Origin of the sequence: Yersinia aleksiciae, from assembly GCF_001047675.1 — a bacterium.
In the GTDB taxonomy this organism is placed as follows: Bacteria; Pseudomonadota; Gammaproteobacteria; order Enterobacterales; family Enterobacteriaceae; genus Yersinia; species Yersinia aleksiciae.
The window spans coordinates 1,068,656-1,091,843 of the sequence record NZ_CP011975.1 but is presented as its reverse complement, the minus strand read 5'-3'; the positions used below and the strand labels follow the sequence as shown (position 1 = coordinate 1,091,843).

Genomic DNA, 23,188 nt, shown 5'->3' with positions numbered 1-23,188 from the left:
ATGAGCGTGATCATTGTGGGTGGCGGTATGGCTGGTGCGACACTGGCGCTGGCGATTTCATCCCTGACGCAAGGAAAAGTGCCGGTCGCGTTGGTGGAGGCGCAGCAGCCCGACAGTCGGGCGCATCCGGGTTTTGATGCCAGAGCCATTGCGCTGGCGCAGGGCACATGCCAGCAACTGGACCGCATTGGTCTCTGGTCGGTACTGGCCGATTGTGCCACCGCCATTGATCATGTCCATGTCAGTGACAGCGGCCACTCCGGCTGCGTAAATTTACGGGCCCGCGACTATCGTGTGCCCGCGCTGGGTCATGTCATTGAGTTGCACGACGCCGGTCAACGGCTGTTTGCCTTGTTGCAGAAGGCTCCGGGTGTGACCTTATATTGCCCGGCGAAAGTGGTGGATGTGGCGCGCACGGCTGAATCCGCCAGTGTGACGCTGGATAACGGCCAGCAACTGAGCGCCAAATTACTGGTGGCGGCCGATGGTTCTCATTCGACACTGGCCCGCGCCTGTCATATTCAATGGCAGCAGCAGGATTACCAGCAGATTGCGGTGATTGCCAACGTCACCACTTCAGAACTGCCCGAAGGCCGTGCCTTTGAGCGCTTTACCCGCCATGGGCCATTGGCGTTGCTGCCAATGTCACAGGGGCGTAGCTCACTGGTCTGGTGCCACGCGAAACAAGATCAACAGCAAGTTGATAGCTGGGATGACACCCGTTTTCTGGCTGAGTTACAGCGCGCTTTCGGTTGGCGGTTGGGGAAAATGCGCCATGTCGGGCAGCGCCACAGCTACCCATTACAACTGCTTACCGCCTCGCGCCATGTCAGCCACCGTCTGGCATTGGTGGGTAACGCGGCACAAACACTGCACCCGATTGCCGGACAGGGCTTTAATCTCGGGCTGCGCGATGTGATGTCGCTGGCCGAAACCCTTGCACAGGCCACCTCGATGGGGCGCGATCTCGGCGACTACGGGGTGCTGGCGCAATACCAACAACGGCGGCGACAGGATCAACAAGCCACTATTGGTGTCACCGATGGCTTGATCCGCCTGTTTGCCAACCGCTATGGGCCGCTGGTGGTGGGGCGCAATCTGGCATTGATGTCGATGGAGTATCTGCCTGTGGTTCGTGATGCATTTGCCCGACGTACTCTGGGGTGGGTTGAGCGCTAAAATTTTTTACCCGTCATCTTTCACGTTGCAGGTGTGTTGGCTGTACTCGATAACCCGAATCACTTACTGATGTAAGCTCACCAGGATTATCTTGCTTACCGCCTTCCTGCATCGAGAAATTTATAAGGTAAATAAAGTCTATATTTTCATGGGGAAATGTTTCGGCATGCAATCATATGACGTAGTAATCGCCGGTGGCGGAATGGTCGGTCTGGCATTGGCCTGCGGCTTACAGGGCAGTGGCCTGCGCATTGCCATTCTTGAGCACCAACCCGCGCCGGAACCCCTACCCGAGCCCTTGACCGGTGAATTGGCGTTACGCGTCTCGGCGATCAATGCAGCTAGTGAGCGCTTACTGCAAAAAATTGGCGTGTGGGACGGCATTCAAGCACTGCGCGCTAGCCCTTACAGCGGCATGGAAGTCTGGGATCAAGACAGTTTCGGCAAAATCACTTTCCATGCGGATGAATACGGTTTTAGTCATCTTGGGCACATTATCGAAAACCGCGTGATTCAACAGGCGTTGTGGCAGCGTGCCAGCCAATTGGCGGACGTCACACTGCTGGCTCCGGCCAGCCTCAAACAGGTGGCATGGGGAGAAAGCGAAGCTTTTATCACGCTGACAGATGATCGTATGCTCAGCACCAAACTGGTTGTTGGCGCAGAGGGTGCTAACTCTTGGTTGCGCCAACATGCGGATATTCCGCTGACTTTCTGGGATTACGCTCATCATGCACTAGTGGCAACTATCCGCACTGAAGAGCCTCATCAGGCTACCGCACGTCAGGTCTTTCATGGCGACGGCATTCTGGCCTTCCTGCCATTCAGCGACCCGCATCTCAGCTCCATTGTTTGGTCACTGCCCCCTGAACGCGCTGCCGAATTAGCCGCAGTGCCTGCCGAGGAGTTTAACCGAACGCTGGGCATAGCGTTTGATATGCGCTTAGGGCAGTGCCAATTGGAGAGCGAGCGCCAGACCTTCCCACTGATGGCGCGCTACGCCCGTAGCTTTGCAGCCCATCGGCTGGCGTTAGTCGGGGATGCTGCCCATACCGTGCATCCATTGGCTGGACAGGGGGTTAATCTGGGCTTTATGGATGCCGCCGAGCTGGTTTCAGAACTCCGGCGCTTACAGCGTCAGGGCAAAGATATCGGTCAACATCTCTACCTACGCCGTTATGAACGCCGCCGTAAGCACAGCGCCGCGGTGATGCTTGCCAGTATGCAGGGCTTTCGTGATCTGTTTGCGGGCAGTCATCCTGCGAAAAAACTGCTGCGCGATATTGGATTAACACTGGCGGATAACTTGCCGGGAGTTAAACCGCAGTTAGTGCGGCAGGCGATGGGGCTAAATGATTTGCCTACGTGGTTAGATGCGTCATCCCCAGACTCGTAAATCTCCTCTCAGTTGAAAAAATCTAATTTCAGTCTGTTTTTCGCATTAGTTTTTCTCACATCCAGCCAAAACCTGAAAAGTTGAATCTGACAGGGTTTTGGTTGTTTGGTTATATAACATCGCTACTTTCACTGTTTAATTGTTAATTGTGTGCCTATGTACGCAGTTTTACAGTGGAAAACTCTGCATAATACCCCTGCACTTTATACCTTCAACCTCTGTTATCGCTTATTTTAGCTTATGGTTACCGAATAGATTCGGTGATAACGTTGGGTAAAAGGTATCGTTTGCGTAGCGGTGCTCATACCTGTTTTTAGTGGGTTTTGGAGCCGATACAAAACACTCATTAATGTTATTCCCAAAGTCATTGGCGTTGCGGATAGGCAGCAAGCTAGTCCCCTGCGACGTCAAGTGCGACGGGTATATTGAGGGAAAAGATGGCTAAGCAGACCCCGCTGTATGACCAACACGTCGCGTGCGGTGCGCGCATGGTAGATTTTCATGGCTGGATGATGCCATTGCATTACGGCTCGCAAATCGACGAGCACCATATCGTGCGCCAAGACGCCGGTATGTTTGATGTTTCTCACATGACGATTGTCGACCTGCACGGCGCGCGTACCCGTGAATTCCTCCGCTACCTGTTAGCCAATGATGTCGCCAAACTGACCCAACCGGGCAAAGCCCTTTACACCGGGATGCTGAATGCGTCCGGCGGTGTCATTGATGATTTGATTGTCTACTTCCTCCGCGAAGACTATTTCCGCTTAGTGGTTAACTCTGCCACTCGTGACAAAGATCTGGCCTGGATCACTCAGCATGCTGAGCCTTATCAGGTGGAAGTGACTGTGCGCGACGATCTGGCGCTGGTGGCAGTACAAGGCCCTACGGCACAGCAAAAAGTCGCAACGTTACTGACCACTGAGCAGCAGCAAGCCGTTGCAGGAATGAAGCCATTTTTTGGCATTCAGGCGGGTGATTTGTTTATCGCCACCACTGGCTATACTGGTGAAGCGGGCTATGAAATCGCGCTGCCAAAAGAGCGGGTGGTTGAGTTTTGGCAGCAACTGCTTGCTGCTGGCGTGAAACCTGCGGGTCTGGGTGCTCGTGACACTCTGCGGCTGGAAGCGGGGATGAACCTCTACGGTCAAGAGATGGATGAGACTGTTTCGCCATTAGCCGCCAATATGGGCTGGACGGTAGCCTGGTCGCCGGAAGATCGCCAGTTTATTGGTCGTGAAGCTCTGGAGCAGCAGCGAGCTAACGGCACTGAGCAACTGGTCGGCTTGATCATGACCGAAAAAGGCGTATTACGTAATGAGTTGCCGGTGCATTTTACCGATGCCTCGGGTCAGGCGCAGGTGGGGGTTATCACCAGCGGCTCCTTCTCGCCAACACTGGGTTTCAGCATCGCGCTGGCCCGTGTGCCTGCCGGTATCGGTGAGAGTGCCATAGTGCAGATTCGTCATCGTGAAATGCCAGTGCGCGTCACAAAACCGGGTTTCGTGCGGGCCGGTAAGCCGGTCGTTCAGTAAGTTTATTTGTCATCATTCCAGATTATACGAGCCTGAATTTTGGCTCTATACCCAAATTAATTGGAGTTGCAGCAATGAGCAATGTACCAGCAGATTTAAAATACGCCTCTTCCCATGAGTGGGTTCGTGCCGATGGCGATGGCGTCTATAGCGTCGGGATCACTGAACATGCGCAGGAACTACTGGGCGATATGGTGTTTGTTGATTTACCCGAAGTCGGCAGCGACGTTTCCGCAGGCAGCGACTGTGCTGTTGCTGAGTCAGTTAAAGCGGCATCCGATATCTACGCGCCTATCAGCGGTGAGATAGTCGCGGTCAATACCGAGCTGGAAAGCTCACCAGAGCTGGTGAACAGCGCGCCTTATACTGATGGCTGGTTGTTCAGCATTAAAGCGTCTGATGAAAGCGAGTTGGCGAGTTTGTTAGATGCTGAAGCATATTTAGCCACTATCGACGAGTAAGGGCTATTTTATTTGCCATTTTGAACCCGGGCAGTGCTCGAAATCCTCACGTACTAGTTATTATCAGATACTCTGTGTACGTACCGGTTTCTGTGCGCTGTCCGAGTCCAAACTGCCTGCAACAATAACGCCCTTTGAAATCAGCCCAACTTCCCGTCTCATGCCCTATTCAGGAATTCGTAGCAATGACTCAGAATCTCAGCCAGCTTGAACATAATGATGCTTTTATTCAGCGCCATATCGGCTCCTCAACTGAACAGCAGCAACAGATGTTGGCCGCCGTGGGTGCCAGCTCGTTAAGTACATTGATCCAGCAGATTGTTCCGGCCGATATCCAATTGCCCAGCCCGCCTCCGGTGGGTGATGCTGCCACTGAACATCAGGCGCTGGCGGAGCTGAAAGGGATTGCCAGCCAGAATCAATGCTATAAATCCTATATCGGCATGGGCTACAGCCCAGTTCTGACACCACCGGTGATCCTGCGCAATATGCTGGAAAATCCGGGTTGGTACACCGCTTATACTCCCTATCAGCCAGAAGTTTCTCAGGGCCGTTTGGAAGCGCTGCTGAATTTCCAGCAGTTGACCCAAGACCTGACCGGTCTGGATCTGGCGTCCGCCTCTTTGCTGGATGAAGCCACGGCAGCGGCAGAGTCCATGGCGCTGGCTAAACGCGCCAGTAAGTTGAAAGACGCTAACCGCTTCTTCGTCGCCGATGATGTTCATCCCCAAACGCTGGATGTGGTACTGACCCGCGCTGAAACCTTTGGTTTTGAAGTGATCATTGATCGCGCAGAAAAAGTGCTGGAGTTGGACGGTATTTTCGGCGTACTGCTGCAACAAGTGGGTACTACCGGCGAGTTGCATGACTACAGTGCACTGCTGGCTGAGCTGAAAAAACGCAAAATTATTACCAGTGTTGCCGCTGATATCATGGCGTTGGTGCTGCTGACTGCACCGGGCAAACAGGGGGCTGACGTGGTCTTCGGTTCCGCTCAACGCTTTGGTGTGCCAATGGGCTACGGTGGTCCACACGCCGCCTTCTTTGCCTGCCGTGACGAATTTAAGCGCTCGATGCCGGGCCGGATTATCGGGGTATCGCGCGATGCTGCCGGTAACACTGCGCTGCGCATGGCGATGCAAACCCGTGAGCAACATATCCGCCGCGAGAAAGCCAACTCCAATATCTGTACGTCTCAGGTGCTACTGGCCAATATCGCCAGCCTGTATGCGGTCTACCATGGCCCACAGGGCTTGCAGCGCATCGCTGGCCGCATTCATCGCCTGACCGATATTCTGGCGGCGGGCTTGCAGCAAGCGGGTCTGACGCTGCGCTTCCAGCACTGGTTTGATACCCTGACGGTTGAGGTCAAAGACAAAGCCGCAGTCATGGCCCGTGCATTGAGTTTTGGTATTAATCTGCGAACTGATATTCATGGTGCAGTAGGTATCACGCTGGATGAAACCACCTCTCGTGAAGACATTCAGGTGCTGTTCGCCCTGTTAGCTGGTGATGATCACGGCTTGGATATTGACCAGCTTGATGCCAAAGTCAGCCAGCACAGCCAGTCGATTGAGCCTTCAATGCTGCGCCAAGATCCGATCCTGACTCATCCAGTCTTTAACCGTTACCACAGCGAAACCGAAATGATGCGCTATATGCATCGTTTAGAGCGCAAAGATTTGGCGCTGAATCAGGCGATGATCCCGCTGGGCTCCTGCACCATGAAGCTGAACGCTGCCGCTGAGATGATCCCCATTACTTGGCCGGAATTCGCTGAGCTGCACCCATTCTGCCCACCGGAGCAAGCGGCTGGCTATCAGCAGATGATTGGTCAACTGTCACAATGGCTGGTGCAACTGACCGGTTATGACGCCGTCTGTATGCAGCCTAACTCGGGCGCACAAGGGGAGTATGCGGGTCTGCTGGCGATCCGTCGCTACCATGAGAGCCGTAATCAGGCGAGCCGCCATATCTGCCTGATCCCAAGCTCTGCCCACGGTACTAACCCAGCTTCCGCGCAAATGGCAGGGATGTCAGTGGTGGTGGTGGCCTGTGATAAGCAAGGCAATATTGACCTGCACGACCTGCGCCAAAAAGCGGGCGAAGCCGGTGATGAGCTGTCATGCATTATGGTGACTTACCCGTCCACCCACGGCGTGTACGAAGAGACGATTCGTGAAGTTTGCCAGATCGTGCATCAGTTTGGCGGTCAGGTTTACCTTGATGGCGCGAACATGAATGCGCAGGTGGGGATTACCACGCCGGGTTATATCGGTGCGGATGTCTCACACCTTAACCTGCACAAAACCTTCTGCATCCCACACGGCGGTGGCGGCCCAGGCATGGGGCCAATTGGCGTCAAAGCCCATTTAGCGCCCTTTGTTCCCGGTCATAGTGTGGTGCAAATTGATGGCATGACCACTCAGCAAGGGGCGGTTTCTGCGGCACCATTTGGCAGCGCGTCTATCTTACCCATCAGTTGGATGTACATCCGCATGATGGGGGCCGATGGCCTGAAGCAAGCGAGTCAGGTGGCGATTTTGAATGCCAACTACATTGCGACCCAACTTAAAGGGGCCTATCCGGTGCTGTATACCGGTCACGATGGTCGCGTTGCACACGAATGTATTCTGGATATTCGCCCGCTAAAAGAGGCGACAGGCATCAGCGAGATGGATATCGCCAAGCGATTAATTGATTTCGGTTTCCATGCGCCTACCATGTCCTTCCCGGTGGCCGGTACGTTGATGGTGGAACCGACTGAATCTGAAAGCAAAGTTGAGCTAGATCGCTTTATTGATGCCATGCTGGCGATTCGGGCGGAGATCGAAAAAGTGGCCCGTGGTGAATGGCCGCTGGAAGATAACCCGCTAGTGAATGCGCCTCATACCCAAGCTGAGTTGGTCAGTGACTGGCAGCATCCCTACAGCCGTGAGCTGGCCGTCTTCCCCATCGCCGGTGTGATGGAGAACAAATATTGGCCGACGGTGAAACGTCTGGATGATGTTTACGGCGACCGCAATCTGTTTTGCTCATGTGTGCCTATTGCTGATTACGAATAAACGTGGTGCAGCTATCAATGAAATGAAGGGTTACGTAAGTGGGCTTTCAGACTACTGACAAACCTCGATGACTCGATCTGAAACGGAGAGGACAGGTAGAAGAGTAAAGCGTCCGCGCCAGGGAGGGCGCGGCTCGAGCCATCAGGGATGATTTTACGGCGTCTTTACGATCTGCCTGTTCTCTCCGCCGCTGGCACTTTGTCAATAACCTCAAGGGTCGCGTAAGCGGCCCTTTTGTTTTTGTTGGTGTTTCCTTGATGAATGGCTACGCTTACTCCTCAAATTGAGGAAATATTCACGGTGGAATAGGGAGGTTATAAATGCATAAAAAAGTTGCATTGGTGACGGGTGGTAGTCGGGGGATTGGTCGTGCTACCGCATTGCTACTGGCAAAACAGGGCTATCGGGTGGCGGTCAATTATATCAATGACCAACAAGCTGCTCAGCAGGTGGTGGCCGAGATTGTTGCTGCGGGTGGATTGGCAGTGGCATTACAGGCTGATATTGCTGATGAGCTACAGGTTGTCGCGCTGTTTGAGCAACTTGAAGCGCAACTCGGGCCGCTCACCGCATTGGTCAATAATGCCGGTATTCTGTTTACGCAATCCAGCATTGAAGGGCTAACCGCCGAGCGCATCAATCGGGTGTTGACCACCAATGTGACCGGCTATTTCTTATGCAGCCGCGAAGCCGTTAAGCGCATGGCCTATCGCCACGGTGGTGATGGTGGTGCGATTGTTAATGTCTCTTCTGCCGCCGCTCGTCTCGGCGCGCCGGGAGAATACTTGGATTATGCCGCCTCCAAAGGGGCGATTGATACGCTGACCATCGGTTTGTCGCTGGAAGTAGCCGCTGAGGGCATCAGAGTCAACGGGGTGCGGCCGGGCTTGATTTATACCGATATCCACGCCAGCGGCGGCGAACCGGGGCGAGTGGATCGGGTTAAACATTTGCTCCCCATGAAACGTGGCGGCTACCCGCAAGAAGTGGCGGAAGCCATTGTCTGGTTGCTATCAGACAACGCTTCTTATGTCACGGGCAGTGTGTTGGATCTGGCGGGTGGGAAATAACAGACGGGGTTTGCGGCTATTCTCCTGAATGATGCGCCGCCGACATGGCAGCTTACATGTGCTGACAGAATATTTAAGCGTACACGTGTACACTGGAATCATTCTCAGTTAATCTGAGTGCGGCATTTTTGTGCAATTAGATACTCTGCTACAGCGCTCACCGGATGAGATAACAATTAAGTACGATAAAACAAATAATATTCAGGAAAACTAGTATTGAAGAATAAATCATCTACTTCGGCAATCTCTGAGGTGCCAGCGGCACCGACGACCCCGCTTTACCCTTGGGCGGAAGAGATAGCCAACAGCATCAGCCATGGCATTGGGGTGGTGCTCGGCATTATCGGATTGGTATTGCTCTTGGTGCAAGCCGTGGATAGTGGGGCTGACACTAAAGCGCTCACCAGCTACAGCCTGTATGGCGGCAGCATTATTTTGCTGTTTCTGGCCTCCACCTTGTATCACGCTATCCCACACCGCAAAGCGAAACTCTGGCTACAGAAGTTTGACCACTGCGCCATTTACATTTTAATCGCCGGAACCTATACGCCGTTTCTGCTGGTGGGGCTGGATTCTCCCTTAGCTCGAGGCTTAATGGCGGTTATCTGGGGGCTGGCGCTGGTTGGCGTGATATTCAAATTGGCCTTTGCTCACCGCTTTGAAGTGCTGTCACTGGTCACTTACCTGACGATGGGCTGGTTATCATTGATCGTGATTTATCAGTTGGCGGTGAAACTTGAGATTGGCGGGCTGGCGCTGCTGGCGATAGGTGGCTTGCTGTACACTCTGGGGGTGATTTTCTACGCCTCGAAACGCATCCGCTTCGGCCACGCCATCTGGCACGGCTTTGTATTAGGCGGCAGTGTCTGCCACTTTATGGCGATCTATCTGTACGTTTGATATTTTCAAATAACACATTGAGGCCGGATAACCGACCTCAATATATGGCGACTTGATGGTTACTCTTCGGCCAGCGAATATGGCAATGGCTGAATAGAAAGCACACTATCTGCATCATCACGCACCCGCAACACACTGTCTGCCGCCAGATCGTTATTCAATACCGCTTGAACCCACACTTTACCATCACTGAGCTGAATCGCTGCCAACACACTACCGGTACGACGCCAGTTCTCACCCAACTGCCACTCTAAATCTTCACCGACTGCTGGTACACGGCTGGCTTGACCCGCGAGCCAGAACAATGCACGTTTGTTAGCGCCACGGTATTTTGCTCTGGCGACCATCTCCTGCCCGGTATAACACCCTTTGCTGAAGCTGATGCCATTCAACGCCTGAATGTTTGTGGCTTGCGGAATAAATTGCGCGCTGGTATCCGCATCAATGATGGGGAAGCCAGCTTCAATATCCAGCGCCAACCACTGTTTGCTGTTATTTAATTGCGCGCGATCAGCCAGTTTATCCACCAGTTGCTGCGCCTGTTCGGCATCCGTCACCAACAGGAAACGTTCGGCTGGCAGCGAGAAGTGCAACAACGTGCTACTCCCTTGCTGTACCACCGGATGCTCGGCATCGGGTAATTCGGCAAACAGCTCTGCCAGCGTGGCTCTTGCCTGTGTGCCCGCGACACCCAATAAAACCGCCTCGGGTTGTGCGGCGATCACCACTTTGGAGAACACGGCGTATTTTTTCAGCTCACTTAGCTGGTTATCAAGCAGACTGCGACGTTCGATAAACGCCAGCCCCTCGCCACGGTAAAACAGCCGCAGGTTGCTCCACATCTTTCCTTTGGCATCACAATGGGCGCAAAGAATATGTTGATCAGCGGGCAGGGCATCAATATCTGCGGTTACTTGGCCTTGCAGATATTTGACGCGATCAGCACCAGTTAAGGTCACCAGTGCCCAATCCTCAAGTGAAATCAGCGTTAACGGCAGCTCGGAGGACGCGACCGGCGGTTGTGCAGCGAACGGAGTATTATGTGCCATTGTTTACCTGCAATTGAAAAGTACTTGCCAATAAATAGCACCTGCCAATGAGGTGCTCTGAGCTTATGCTACCAATGGTAAAATAGGCGGGTAGCTTTGCAAGCAGTTATTCCACGGATTTGCCATTATTATCCAATCTCCGCATTCCCTCTATCTGAGGTACAATAGCCGCAGATTTTGTGGCGGAGTGCTGACTATGATTGAAATAAATAGCACTATAGCGCCTTTAGCCTATCAGCATCCTTCATTGAGGAGTCAATCAGGACATGGAAATCGATAATAAAGCCCGTATTCACTGGGCGTGCCGTCGTGGCATGCGTGAACTGGATATCTCTATCATGCCATTTTTCGAATATGAATATGATGGCTTGAGTGACAATGAGAAGCAGGTTTTTATTCGTTTACTCGAATGCGATGACCCTGATTTATTTAATTGGCTGATGAATCATGGGGAGCCGCAGGATAGCGAGCTGCGTCAGATGGTTAAATTGATTCAAGCACGAAATAAAGCCCGTGGCCCAGTGGCGATGTGACCTGCGGGTATCCTGGCACACTCAACTTTTCTCTTTATTGACGCACGGTGTTTTGGTGATACTCACGCTGGTCGCGCCCTGGCCTCAGGGCTATACCGCGCTATGGTTAGTATTGCTGACGCTCGTGGTGTTTGAGTGTATCCGCAGCCAGAAAAACATTACCTCCTGTCAGGGTGAGATCAGGCTGAAACCCGGCAATGTGGTGCTATGGAAAAGGCTCGAATGGATTGTGGTTAAACAGCCCTGGATCACCCGTTATGGGGTGTTATTGAGCTTAAAACAGGCTAGTCACCATTCGACCCGTAAGCGTTTATGGTTGGCGGCTGATAGCATGTCAGAAGATGAGTGGCGGCAACTCTGCCTGCTACTGCGCCACTCCTTTGATGCTGATGAGGGTTTGAATCGATGAAGCCTTTGATTTGGCTGGTGGAAGATGAGCCGAGCATCGCCGACACGCTGATTTATACGTTGGAAAGCGAAGGTTTTACCCTCCGGTGGTTTGATCGGGGGGAGCCCGCGCTAGCGGCACTGGCTAACGGCCCGCCGGCACTGGCGATCGTCGATGTCGGCTTGCCTGATATCAACGGTTTTGACCTTTGCCGCCGCCTATTGGCGCAGATGCCGGAACTGCCGGTGGTCTTTTTGACCGCCCGTAGCGAAGAGCTGGACCGGATTGTCGGTCTGGAAATAGGTGCCGACGACTATATTGCGAAACCCTTTTCGCCCCGTGAAGTGAGCGCCAGAGTTCGCACCGTCTTGCGGCGCTTACAGAAGTCACAAACGTTCTCGACACCTGCCGCACTACACCAGTTTGGTCATTTCACGCTGGATGAAGCGGGGACGCGTGTGACCTATCATCAACAAGTTCTATGGCTAACACGCTATGAATACCTGCTGCTGAAAACCTTATTGCTGGCCCCTGAGCGCATATTCTCACGCCAACAACTGATGGATATTGTCTGGGCGCAGGCGGAAGAGAGCCAGGATCGCACTGTCGACACTCATATCAAAACTCTGCGCTCAAAACTGCGCATGACTTACGATGAAGAGTCGCCCATCCGCACCCATCGCGGGTTGGGCTATAGCCTGACGTATCAACCTTAACGTGCCGATGATGAGTCCTCGCCCATGAGCTATTTTCTATGAAAAGCGGTTTGCTATGAACATAGGTTTTGCTATGAACATAGGTTTCCTATGAAAATCGGCATCCGTCTGTTGCTGGGTTATTTTTTGATCGTCGCCATTGCCGGTTACTTTGTGATTCGTATTTTTGTGCAGGAAGTAAAGCCCGGAGTACGGCGCGCCACCGAAGGCACGTTAGTGGATACCGCGACCTTACTGGCACAGTTCGCCCGGCAGGACATGCTGCAAAATAAGGTTGCCGAGGGCCAACTGGCGCAAGCTTTTGCGTCGCTGAATCTGCGGCCCATCGGGGCTAATATCGAGGGCATCCGCAAGGATCGCAACGAATATCGGGTCTATTTGACCGATGCCGACGGGCGGGTGATTTTTGATTCGTCAGGTAAATCAGTGGGTCAGGATTATTCACGCTGGAATGACGTCTGGCTGACGTTACGCGGTGAGTATGGCGCACGCAGTAGCCGCACCGACCCCCATGATGAGCAAAGCTCGGTGATGTATGTGGCAGCCCCGGTCATCGTTGAAAATAAAATTATTGGGGTGCTCAGTGTGGGTAAACCCAATATCTCCATGGCCCCAGTTATCAAACGCAGTGAACGTAAGATCTTGTTAGCCGGTGGGATTCTGCTGGGCATTGCGCTGCTGATTGGCTTGGGATTTGCTTGGTGGATCAATCGGGCCATTGGCAAGTTAGTTAATTACGCCGAACGGGTTGCTGAGGGGCAATCGGTGGCGCTGCCCGCCATGGGGAGCAGCGAACTGAATGATTTGGCGCGGGCATTGGAAAGTATGCGGCTAAAATTGGATGGTAAAGCCTATATCGAACAATATGTTCATACGCTGACCCATGAACTGAAAAGCCCGCTGGCGGCCATCACGGGTGCCGCTGAGCTATTGCGCGAATCCCCGCCACCAGCCACGGCTCAGCGCTTCCTGCTTAATATCGAACAGCAAAGTGCACGTATCCAGCAACTGGTGGATAAAATGCTGATTCAGGCACGGCTGGAGAGCCGGGTAGACCTGCAACTCTCCCCATTGGAGATAAGCCACATAGTGAAGCAGACCTTCAGTGGCAAAGAAGCACAGGCGGTCAGTCGCGGCATTCATTTGCGGCTAATCGGTGCCGATAGCGCGATATTAACCGGTGATGCTCTGTTGCTGAGTCAGGCGTTGACCAATCTGATTGATAACGCACTGGATTTCACGCCAGTAGGGGGCGAGGTGACATTACGGGGGCAGCGGCAAACCACCGACTATCTGATCACCGTTGAGGACAGTGGCAGCGGCATTCCCGATTATGCTCAAGAGAAGATTTTCGACCGTTTTTATTCGCTGCCCAGAGCCAATAGCCCGAAAAGTACCGGGCTGGGGCTGAATTTTGTGCGCGAAGTCGCGGCGATTCATCAAGGGACTATTTCCCTGGAAAACCGCCAACCGCAAGGGGTATGCGCCCGCTTGACGTTACCGCTCTATAGCGCTTGATTCGCTGACTTCACTTTCGCTTCACATAGCCTCATTCTCCTTTCACTTTACTCTCTTAAGCTGCTCTCCTGACCTTAAAAGGAGCGCAAGCCATGTTCAAATCTGTACTGTTTTGGAAAATAGCCACACTGCTGGGCTTAATTTTGCTGATGATGATCCCGAAAGAGATGTTGCTGAACGTTATCTATGAGCGCAGCGGCTATCGACAGAGTGTGATTGATAAAGTGAGTGACAGCACCAGCCGATCGCAGAAGATCCTTGGCCCGCTGATTGTGGTGCCATACAGCGAATGGGTGGAAACGGAAGTGGACGGCAAGAAACAGGGCCAGCGGGTTAGCCGCCATCGCTACTTACTTCCCGAGGTCATGACCGTCAAGGGCGCACCTAATGTTGAAGTGCGCCAACTGGGTATTTATAAAGCGCAGGTATACCAGGGTGAACTCTATTTCCACAGTCAATTTGAACCCTCCTCGCTGGATGACTTGGATCGTGAGGGCGTCATCATCGGCGCACCGTCATTGGTCTTGGCACTGAGTGATTCACGGGGTATCCAGCAGATCTCGCCGTTGACGTTAGGCAGTGAAAAAATCAACTTCGAGCCAGGGGCTTTTCTGGGACGTGCTGCGCAAGGGGTGCATGCACCACTGACACGGGCACAGATTCAGCAGGGCAAATTTGATATCGACTTTAAACTGACCCTGATGGGCACCAATAGTCTGTCAGTGGTACCGGTTGGGCGTAGCAGTGAGCTGACCTTACAGAGCAACTGGCCACACCCTAATTTTGTCGGCGAATTCCTACCGATGCAGCGCAAAGTGGATGAAAATGGTTTCCGGGCGCACTGGAGCAGTAACTGGCTGGCCAATAGCATGAATATCAACTTTGCCAGCGACGGGGCGCTTTTTGATTTCAACGAGTTACCGGCTTTCACCACCAGTCTGATTGAGCCAGTTGACCACTATCAACTGACTGAGCGTGCGATCAAATATGCCATTCTGTTTATCGGCCTGACATTTTTTAGCTTCTTCCTGTTTGAAAGCCTGACCTCATTGCGCGTACACCCGATTCAATATCTGTTGGTGGGCGCGGCACTGGTGCTGTTCTATCTGATGCTGCTGGCGTTCTCTGAGCACCTTGGTTTCACGTGGGCTTATATTATTGCCAGTCTGAGTTGCAGTGCACTGATTGCTATCTATCTGAGTGCTGTTTTGCGCGGCTGGTTACGTGGTCTGTTGTTTGCTGGTGGCCTATTACTGTTGTACGGGGTGTTGTTTGGCTTGCTGCAATCCGAAGACAATGCACTGCTACTCGGGGCCGGATTGCTGTTTATGGTGCTAGCGGCAGTAATGGTACTGACACGGCGTCTGGACTGGTATCAAGTGGCTTTACCACCGCATTTTACCGGGGCGAAAAATGCCGAATCAGCGACGGATGAAGGCGCAGCTCAAGATAAATTCCGGTTGTGGAAGTAAGATTGGGACTTAAACCAGACCGTTGACAAAGTTGATTCGCGGGGAAATGTGCCGAATGGGTCGTAACGGGTAAGCCGTCGGAGCGCCCATCGGTACGTCGCCCCGCCAATCACCGAGCTATAAATGAGGTTTGCCAGCAAGCTAAAACGAGCACCTATGTGCCCGTTTTTTGATTTTCAGTGTTGGATTAATTAAAGCAGCGCGTCCATCTCTAACAGAATCTGCTCACACCACAGCTCGATCCGCGCTTCACTCAAATCGTACTGATTGACCTCATCCAACGCCAGGCCGACAAAGTGTTCACCATCGGCGCTGAGCGGTTTGGGGCTGGTAAATTCAAACCCTGCCGTTGGCCAAAAACCGATAAATTTCACGCCCAGCGGTGCAATATGGTCGTGCAGCATGCCAAGGGCATCAAGGAACCATTCGCTATAACCGAATTGATCGCCCATACCATACATGGCGACAATCTTTCCCTTGAGATTAAGTGCTGTTAACTGTGGCCAGATGGCTTCCCAGTCTTCCTGTAACTCACCGAAATCCCAGGTAGGAATACCCAAAATCAGGATGGAGTACTCCTCCATCAGGCGGGGGCTGACATCCTTCAGATTATGCAAATCAACCAAATCTTCGCCGAGAATATCGCGGATTTTTTCTGCCACCATCTCGGTATAACAGGTGCTGGAGCCGTAAAAGAGACCAATCTTCATGATGTATAGCCATAGCATTACTAATAAGGAATAGCATCGAGTGTACCAGATTTGTCCTGTCATCAGGCATAATGGCGGCTGAGTTCAATCAAAGAGAGCAACAGCAATGCAACAGCAAAATAACCCGCTGATTGAACAGTTTCTTGATGCTTTATGGCTGGAGCGGAATCTGGCGGAGAATACACTGGCGTCATACCGTTTGGACTTACATGCATTAACCGGATGGTTAGAACATCACGGCAGTGATTTATTGCGCGCCGGTTCGCAGGACCTGCAATCTTTCCTTGCTGAGCGCATTGAGGGTGGATATAAAGCCACCAGTTCCGCCCGCTTGCTCAGTGCGATGCGGCGGTTATTCCAATATTTATATCGCGAAAAATTACGTGACGATGACCCGACAGCCATACTTTCATCACCTAAGCTGCCGCAGCGTTTACCGAAAGATCTCAGTGAGGCGCAGGTTGATGCATTGCTCAACTCACCCAATGTTGATATTCCGTTGGAGTTGCGTGATAAAGCGATGCTGGAAGTGCTCTATGCCACGGGCTTGCGGGTATCTGAACTGGTTGGGCTGACCATCAGTGACGTCAGTTTGCGCCAGGGCGTGGTGCGAGTAATCGGTAAAGGCAATAAAGAGCGGTTAGTGCCCTTGGGCGAAGAGGCTGTGTACTGGATTGAGAACTACATGGAGCACGGGCGTCCGTGGCTTATCAATGGTCAGTCGCTGGATGTGCTCTTCCCCAGCAACCGCAGCCAGCAAATGACCCGCCAGACTTTCTGGCATCGAATCAAACACTATGCGATCCTTGCAGGTATTGATAGTGAACGGCTTTCGCCCCACGTATTACGGCATGCTTTTGCCACGCATCTGTTGAACCATGGTGCGGATCTACGTGTGGTACAAATGTTACTGGGCCACAGTGATCTGTCGACGACCCAGATTTATACCCATGTAGCGACTGAACGTTTGAAGCAGCTACATCAACAGCATCATCCGCGCGCATAATTGTTGCGTGGAAAAGGATAGGATTTTTATATGAAAAAAAGTTTATTGCTGCTGCCGATGCTAATCGCGGCACTCACTGGTTTGGCTCATGCTGATGATACGGCTATCCAACAGACACTAAAAAAACTCGATATTCAGCAAGCAGATATCCAGCCGTCGCCGATCCCCGGTTTGAGTACGGTAATGACTGAAAGTGGTGTGCTCTATATTTCGGCGGACGGCAAACATCTGTTGCAAGGACCGCTATATGACGTCAGTGGTACCCAGCCAGTGAATGTGACCAATCAGTCGCTGGTGAAACGACTTGAAGCATTGAGCGGCGAAATGATCGTGTACAAAGCGCCACAGGAAAAGCACGTTGTTACCGTGTTTACCGATATCACCTGCGGTTACTGCCATAAATTGCACGAGCAGATGAAAGACTATAACGCACTGGGAATTACCGTGCGTTATCTGGCCTTCCCGCGTCAGGGCTTAAGCTCTCAGGCGGAAAAAGATATGCGCTCCATCTGGTGCATGGCCGATCGCAACAAAGCATTCGATGATGCGATGAAAGGCACTGAGATCTCACCGGCAACCTGTAAAACCGATATCAGCAAGCATTACCAGCTAGGTGTGCAGTTTGGTATTCAGGGAACGCCAGCCATTGTGCTGCAAAATGGCACTGTCGTTCCGGGTTATATGGAGCCAAAAGAGATGTTACAGATGCTGAACAAGCATCAGGCTTCCGTCAAAGCAGCGGGTTAATCACCCGTGACATTGAAAACTCAACTTCGTCGTCGTGAAGCGGCAGATGACAGCCATTTACCTGCACAATTACACCCGTTGCTGCGCCGTCTCTACGCCAGTCGCGGCGTAAAAAGTGCCGAAGAGCTAGAGCGCGGCGTCAAAGGCCTGTTGGCATGGCAGCAACTTGACGGCATTGACACGGGTGTCACCCTGCTGCAACAAGCGCTAGCAGAGCGGCGGCGCATTGTGATCGTCGGTGATTTTGATGCCGATGGCGCAACCAGTACTGCGTTGGCAGTGCTTGCATTACGTAGCATGGGCGGCAGTCATATTGATTATCTGGTGCCAAATCGCTTTGAAGATGGCTATGGGCTTAGCCCTGAAGTGGTGGAGCAAGTTGCCGCCCGTGGCGCGGAACTGATCGTTACGGTAGATAACGGCATCTCCTCCCACGCTGGGGTGGACTTGGCCCATGCCAAGGGCATTCAGGTGCTGATTACCGATCATCATTTGCCCGGTGAAACCTTGCCTGCGGCAGAAGCCATCATTAACCCGAATCTAGCCGGATGTGATTTTCTGTCCAAATCGCTGGCAGGGGTTGGGGTCACCTTTTATCTGATGCTAGCGCTACGTGCTCGCCTTAGAGACTGCGGTTGGTTTGAGCAACGTGCACTGGCTATCCCCAATCTGGCTGAATTGCTGGATTTAGTGGCACTCGGCACAGTCGCCGATGTGGTGCCGCTGGATGCCAACAACCGAATTTTGGTACACCAAGGCCTAAGCCGCATCCGTGCGGGAAAATGCCGTCCGGGGATTCGCGCGTTACTGGAGGTGGCAAACCGTGATGCTCGTCAACTGGCGGCGAACGATTTGGGCTTCTCCCTCGGCCCACGGCTCAATGCCGCCGGGCGTCTGGATGATATGTCTATTGGGGTGGCACTGCTCCTCAGTGACGATATCGCTCAGGCTCGTACACTGGCAATCGATCTCGATACGCTAAATCAGACGCGCCGCGAGATAGAACAAGGTATGCAGGTTGAAGCTCTGCAACTGTGTGACCAATTGGAGCGCACCAGCACTGAATTGCCTTACGGTATCGCGATGTATCATCCGGAGTGGCATCAGGGTGTGGTGGGGATTCTGGCCTCACGGATTAAAGAGCGTTTTCATCGGCCAGTTATCGCTTTCGCCCCTGCGGGTGATGGTTTATTGAAAGGATCAGGCCGCAGTGTTGCCGGTTTACATATGCGTGATGCTCTTGAGCGCCTTGACACACTAAACCCAGGATTGATTCTGAAGTTTGGTGGGCATGCCATGGCGGCCGGGTTGTCGCTAGAGCAGGATAAGTTCGATGAGTTCCGCCAGTGCTTTGCAGATCTAGTCGGTGAATGGATGGACGCCTCTCAATTAGAAGGCGTTATCTGGTCGGATGGCGAGCTGAAAGGCAATGACTTATCCATCGAAACAGCTGAGTTACTGCGTGACGGTGGCCCGTGGGGGCAATCTTTCCCAGAACCCACATTTGACGGTAAATTCCGTATTCTGCAACAACGTCTAGTGGGGGAGCGCCACCTGAAGCTGATGATTGAGCCATTGAGTGGTGGGCCGTTGCTGGATGGCATTGCCTTTAATATCGATACTACCCTATGGCCGGATAGCAGCGTACGTGAAGTTAAACTCGCTTATAAACTCGATATTAATGAGTATCGCGGTAACCGCAGTGTTCAGTTGTTGATTCAGCACTTGTGGCCTTATTAGTTCGCCACTAAAGGCTCCCCGAATGACTGACATCTGCCAGGGATTCGGGGCAATGCGGGGAGTTAACGCTGCGGTAATTCTCAGTAAGCAGGAAATATAGTCAACTTGCTATAAACCGTCGTTGAGATCCGTTAGAATTACCGGTTCTAATGACACTCCGTCATCGACGACTCAACGTAAAAGACATTAAATCATGTTTGAAATAAACCCGGTAAAAAACCGAATTCAGGACCTGTCTGATCGGACAGCCGTTCTCAGGGGGTATCTTTGACTATGATGCCAAGAAAGAGCGACTGGAAGAAGTAAACGCCGAGCTGGAACAGCCCGACGTCTGGAATGAACCTGAGCGCGCCCAAGCGCTGGGTAAAGAGCGTTCGGCGCTGGAAGAGATTGTCACCACCATTGATCAATTGGATCAAGGCATGGAAGACGTCACGGGTTTGCTAGAATTGGCGATTGAAGCTGACGACGAAGAGACGTTTAACGAAGCGGTTGCTGAGTTAGATATCCTCGATGGCAAACTAGGCCAGCTTGAATTCCGCCGTATGTTCTCTGGTGAATATGATAGCGCCAACTGCTACCTAGACCTGCAAGCAGGCTCCGGTGGCACAGAAGCTCAGGACTGGGCCAGCATGTTACTGCGTATGTATCTGCGCTGGGCTGAGTCAAAAGGTTTCAAAACTGAAATCATTGAAGAGTCGGATGGCGATGTTGCGGGCCTGAAGTCTGCCACCATCAAAATCATCGGTGAGTATGCATTTGGCTGGTTACGTACTGAAACTGGCGTGCATCGTCTGGTACGTAAAAGCCCATTTGACTCCGGTGGCCGCCGTCATACCTCTTTCAGTTCTGCCTTTGTCTATCCTGAAGTTGACGACGATATTGATATCGAAATCAACCCGGCTGACTTACGTATTGACGTTTACCGCGCATCCGGTGCGGGTGGTCAGCACGTTAACAAAACGGAATCTGCGGTACGTATTACCCATATTCCAACCAATATTGTGACTCAGTGCCAGAATGACCGCTCTCAGCATAAAAACAAAGATCAAGCGATGAAACAGCTGAAAGCGAAGCTGTATGAGTTTGAAATGCAAAAGAAAAATGCTGACAAACAGGTTCTGGAAGATAACAAGTCCGATATCGGTTGGGGCAGCCAGATCCGTTCTTATGTACTGGATGACTCCCGTATCAAAGATTTGCGTACCGGTGTGGAAACACGCAACACGCAAGCGGTACTGGATGGTGATCTGGACAAATTCATCGAAGCAAGTTTGAAAGCCGGGCTATAAGGAACTGAGATGTCAGAGCAAAAAACACAAGTCGCTGAGCAAGCGCAAGAACTCAATAGTGAGTTACAAGCTCGTCGAGAAAAACTGGCAGTGCTAAGAGAGAAGGGGATTGCTTTCCCAAATGATTTCCGCCGCGAGCACCTCTCTGACCAGTTGCATGCTGAGTATGGCAGCAAAGAGAACGAAGAATTAGAAGCACTGAATATCGAAGTCACCGTTGCCGGTCGTATGATGACTCGCCGGATCATGGGCAAAGCATCATTCGTGACACTGCAAGATGTCGGTGGCCGTATCCAGTTGTACGTTTCCCGTGATGATCTGCCGGAAGGCGTTTATAACGAAGAGTTCAAAAAGTGGGATCTGGGCGATATCCTCGGCGCACGGGGTAAGCTGTTTAAAACCAAAACTGGTGAGCTGTCTATCCACTGTAGCGAGCTGCGTTTGCTGACCAAAGCACTGCGTCCGCTGCCAGATAAATTCCACGGTCTGGCTGATCAGGAAACTCGTTACCGTCAGCGTTATTTGGATCTGATCGCTAACGACGAATCGCGCAACACGTTCAAAGTTCGTTCGCAAGTCATGTCTGGCATTCGTAGCTTCATGGTGGAAAAAGGCTTCATGGAAGTCGAAACCCCAATGATGCAAGTGATCCCCGGCGGCGCGGCGGCGCGTCCGTTTGTGACACACCATAATGCGCTGGATATCGATATGTACTTGCGTATCGCGCCAGAATTGTACTTAAAACGCTTGGTTGTGGGTGGTTTTGAACGTGTGTTTGAAATCAACCGTAACTTCCGTAATGAGGGTGTTTCACCGCGCCATAACCCAGAGTTCACCATGATGGAACTCTATATGGCGTATGCAGATTACAAAGATCTGATCGTATTGACCGAAGAGTTGTTCCGCACCCTGACTGAAAATATTCTGGGTAGTAGTGTGGTGCAGTATGGTGAGCAGACGTTTGATTTCGGTAAACCTTTTGCCAAATTGACCATGAAAGAAGCCATTTGCAAATACCGTCCTGAAACCAATGTGGCGGATTTGGATGATATGGACAAAGCTTTGGCCATTGCCGAGTCACTAGGCATCAAAGTTGAGAAGAGCTGGGGCTTGGGCCGTGTTCAATGCGAAATCTTCGAAGAGACCGCAGAGAGCCATCTGATTCAGCCAACCTTCATCACTGAATACCCAGCAGAAGTTTCTCCGCTGGCACGTCGTAACGATGATAATCCATTTATCACTGACCGCTTCGAGTTCTTCATTGGTGGCCGTGAAATTGGTAATGGCTTCTCTGAGCTGAATGATGCTGAAGACCAAGCTCAGCGTTTTGCTGATCAAGTTAGTGCTAAAGAAGCAGGCGATGACGAAGCGATGTTCTACGATGAAGATTATGTCACCGCACTAGAACATGGCTTGCCACCAACGGCTGGCTTAGGCATTGGTATTGACCGTATGGTGATGCTGTTTACCAACAGCCATACCATCCGTGATGTTATCTTGTTCCCGGCGATGCGCCCGGTAAAATAAGTCACTCCGGTTAACGGCAAATCGATTAGGGCGCTACGGCGCCCTTTTTACTGAACAAAGCATTGCCAGAAAATAGTAGAGGTTATGGCTTATTTAATCTAATCGCTTAAAATACCGGCGCTTAGACTATATCTTCGCTTGCCCACGTCAAAGAACCGGTTATAATGCAAACCGCACACCGAAGCGGGTGTAGTTCAATGGTAGAACGAGAGCTTCCCAAGCTCTATACGAGGGTTCGATTCCCTTCACCCGCTCCAAAACTTCCTTAACGTATTCATTTCACTAGTTTTTTCTAAATCATACGTAATGGTGCTCGTGATCCTCCTACAACGGAGTGATACAGCCGATGGCTCAGCGTGATAATCTTTATCGACGTCCAAGCGGGATCTATGTTCTACGGATAACCGTTCCGGTTCGTTATCGTGCCCTGATAGGGCAGCGCGAAATTCATGCATCTACCCGCACAAGACAACTTGCAAATGCCAGAGCGATCGCCGCGCGTTTGCTGGATAAATGGTATGCGTCTCTGGAAGAGTTCAGGCAAGTGGATAAAGAGAAGATCAGGGGCAATGCCCCATTGTTGGCTGGCGCAGGCAAAATCAGCCTGACGCTGTTTTGCGAGTCATTTGGGGTTGGGCTTGAAACGGTTGTTCAACATCTTTTGGCAGACAATGTGTCGCTTTATGCCTTTGTGTCGAGTCAGCGTGGTTTTCTGATTGATGATTCCAGCACGCTTGAACGTGATCCTGATACGCACGGGTTCGTGCTAAACAACGTTGCGCATTATGGTGCTTAGGCTGCGGTAAATGGTCATATGCAGTTAATAGCTATAAGCATTCCTAAAACATCAAAATACAGCTGCGTTACGTAGGCGTTACGGTGGC

21 protein-coding genes and 1 tRNA gene are annotated in these 23,188 nt (G+C 52.0%); 20 read left to right on the top strand and 2 right to left on the bottom strand.

Annotation, left to right across the window (positions count from 1 at the left end; genetic code table 11):
• From ubiH to trhA, 8 genes are all read left to right on the top strand, one after another.
• On the top strand, positions 1-1,179 hold the full coding sequence (gene ubiH, locus ACZ76_RS05140) for a 2-octaprenyl-6-methoxyphenyl hydroxylase (protein WP_048617404.1): 1,179 nt from the start codon (positions 1-3) through the stop codon (positions 1,177-1,179).
• Positions 1,180-1,345: 166 nt separating this feature from the next.
• Entirely contained in the window at positions 1,346-2,575 is a 1,230-nt protein-coding gene (ubiI, locus tag ACZ76_RS05135) for an FAD-dependent 2-octaprenylphenol hydroxylase (RefSeq protein ID WP_048617402.1), read from the top strand.
• A gap of 437 nt (positions 2,576-3,012) precedes the next feature.
• A complete protein-coding gene (gcvT, locus tag ACZ76_RS05130; RefSeq protein ID WP_048617400.1) occupies positions 3,013-4,110 on the top strand; it encodes a glycine cleavage system aminomethyltransferase GcvT in 1,098 nt (365 codons plus the stop codon).
• A gap of 74 nt (positions 4,111-4,184) precedes the next feature.
• Positions 4,185-4,571: a glycine cleavage system protein GcvH gene (gene gcvH, locus ACZ76_RS05125; protein WP_048617399.1), complete on the top strand. Its 387-nt coding sequence runs from the start codon at positions 4,185-4,187 to the stop codon at positions 4,569-4,571.
• A gap of 185 nt (positions 4,572-4,756) precedes the next feature.
• Entirely contained in the window at positions 4,757-7,636 is a 2,880-nt protein-coding gene (gcvP, locus tag ACZ76_RS05120; RefSeq protein ID WP_048617397.1) for an aminomethyl-transferring glycine dehydrogenase, read from the top strand.
• 140 nt (positions 7,637-7,776) lie between these two features.
• Positions 7,777-7,923 (top strand): gluconate 5-dehydrogenase, encoded by a 147-nt coding sequence (locus ACZ76_RS19730; protein ID WP_390621184.1) that lies wholly within the window; start codon positions 7,777-7,779, stop codon positions 7,921-7,923.
• Positions 7,924-7,956: 33 nt separating this feature from the next.
• The gene (locus tag ACZ76_RS05115) at positions 7,957-8,706 is read left to right on the top strand and encodes an SDR family oxidoreductase (protein WP_048617395.1); all 750 of its coding nucleotides are present in this window, start codon (positions 7,957-7,959) and stop codon (positions 8,704-8,706) included.
• Between the two features lie 216 nt (positions 8,707-8,922).
• Complete coding sequence (gene trhA / locus ACZ76_RS05110) at positions 8,923-9,606, top strand: PAQR family membrane homeostasis protein TrhA (protein ID WP_144413892.1); 684 nt, start codon at positions 8,923-8,925, stop codon at positions 9,604-9,606.
• Positions 9,607-9,665: 59 nt separating this feature from the next.
• Here the strand turns inward: trhA and ygfZ are convergent, their stop codons facing one another.
• Positions 9,666-10,655: a tRNA-modifying protein YgfZ gene (ygfZ, locus tag ACZ76_RS05105; protein ID WP_048617393.1), complete on the bottom strand. Its 990-nt coding sequence runs from the start codon at positions 10,653-10,655 to the stop codon at positions 9,666-9,668.
• 266 nt (positions 10,656-10,921) lie between these two features.
• On the opposite strand from ygfZ, the gene sdhE reads away from it, so the two are divergent.
• The 5 genes from sdhE to creD all read left to right on the top strand — a co-directional run bounded on the left by sdhE (position 10,922) and on the right by creD (position 15,282).
• Positions 10,922-11,188 (top strand): FAD assembly factor SdhE, encoded by a 267-nt coding sequence (gene sdhE, locus ACZ76_RS05100; RefSeq protein ID WP_004706797.1) that lies wholly within the window; start codon positions 10,922-10,924, stop codon positions 11,186-11,188.
• The gene (locus ACZ76_RS05095; RefSeq protein ID WP_048617390.1) at positions 11,169-11,597 is read left to right on the top strand and encodes a protein YgfX; all 429 of its coding nucleotides are present in this window, start codon (positions 11,169-11,171) and stop codon (positions 11,595-11,597) included. Before sdhE ends, ACZ76_RS05095 begins: the two co-directional genes overlap by 20 nt.
• Positions 11,594-12,292 (top strand): two-component system response regulator CreB, encoded by a 699-nt coding sequence (gene creB, locus ACZ76_RS05090; RefSeq protein ID WP_048617388.1) that lies wholly within the window; start codon positions 11,594-11,596, stop codon positions 12,290-12,292. The genes ACZ76_RS05095 and creB overlap by 4 nt, the downstream gene beginning before the upstream one ends.
• Positions 12,293-12,382: 90 nt before the next feature.
• Positions 12,383-13,810, top strand: coding sequence for a two-component system sensor histidine kinase CreC (gene creC, locus ACZ76_RS05085; protein ID WP_048617386.1), 1,428 nt, complete (start codon positions 12,383-12,385; stop codon positions 13,808-13,810).
• 92 nt (positions 13,811-13,902) lie between these two features.
• On the top strand, positions 13,903-15,282 hold the full coding sequence (gene creD, locus ACZ76_RS05080; protein WP_048617384.1) for a cell envelope integrity protein CreD: 1,380 nt from the start codon (positions 13,903-13,905) through the stop codon (positions 15,280-15,282).
• Positions 15,283-15,473: 191 nt separating this feature from the next.
• Here creD and fldB read toward each other — a convergent pair whose 3' ends face one another.
• Positions 15,474-15,992, bottom strand: coding sequence for a flavodoxin FldB (gene fldB / locus ACZ76_RS05075; RefSeq protein ID WP_048617381.1), 519 nt, complete (start codon positions 15,990-15,992; stop codon positions 15,474-15,476).
• Between the two features lie 106 nt (positions 15,993-16,098).
• On the opposite strand from fldB, the gene xerD reads away from it, so the two are divergent.
• The 7 genes from xerD to ACZ76_RS05040 all read left to right on the top strand — a co-directional run bounded on the left by xerD (position 16,099) and on the right by ACZ76_RS05040 (position 23,100).
• Positions 16,099-16,998 (top strand): site-specific tyrosine recombinase XerD, encoded by a 900-nt coding sequence (gene xerD, locus ACZ76_RS05070; protein WP_048617379.1) that lies wholly within the window; start codon positions 16,099-16,101, stop codon positions 16,996-16,998.
• Positions 16,999-17,028: 30 nt separating this feature from the next.
• Positions 17,029-17,745 carry a bifunctional protein-disulfide isomerase/oxidoreductase DsbC gene (gene dsbC / locus ACZ76_RS05065; RefSeq protein WP_048617377.1) on the top strand — a complete coding sequence of 239 codons (717 nt, stop codon included), beginning with the start codon at positions 17,029-17,031 and terminating at the stop codon, positions 17,743-17,745.
• 6 nt (positions 17,746-17,751) lie between these two features.
• Positions 17,752-19,485 carry a single-stranded-DNA-specific exonuclease RecJ gene (recJ, locus tag ACZ76_RS05060; protein ID WP_048617375.1) on the top strand — a complete coding sequence of 578 codons (1,734 nt, stop codon included), beginning with the start codon at positions 17,752-17,754 and terminating at the stop codon, positions 19,483-19,485.
• 193 nt (positions 19,486-19,678) lie between these two features.
• Positions 19,679-20,777, top strand: a protein-coding gene (prfB, locus tag ACZ76_RS05055) for a peptide chain release factor 2 (RefSeq protein ID WP_099460520.1) whose coding sequence is annotated in 2 segments (ribosomal slippage) — positions 19,679-19,753 and positions 19,755-20,777 — 1,098 coding nt in all. Because the reading frame shifts where the segments join, the coding sequence is not laid out codon by codon here.
• Positions 20,778-20,786: 9 nt separating this feature from the next.
• The gene (gene lysS / locus ACZ76_RS05050) at positions 20,787-22,304 is read left to right on the top strand and encodes a lysine--tRNA ligase (protein ID WP_048617373.1); all 1,518 of its coding nucleotides are present in this window, start codon (positions 20,787-20,789) and stop codon (positions 22,302-22,304) included.
• Positions 22,305-22,487: 183 nt separating this feature from the next.
• A tRNA-Gly gene (locus tag ACZ76_RS05045) sits at positions 22,488-22,561 on the top strand.
• A gap of 89 nt (positions 22,562-22,650) precedes the next feature.
• Complete coding sequence (locus ACZ76_RS05040) at positions 22,651-23,100, top strand: DUF6538 domain-containing protein (protein ID WP_048617372.1); 450 nt, start codon at positions 22,651-22,653, stop codon at positions 23,098-23,100.
• The last annotated feature ends 88 nt before the right edge of the window (positions 23,101-23,188 follow it).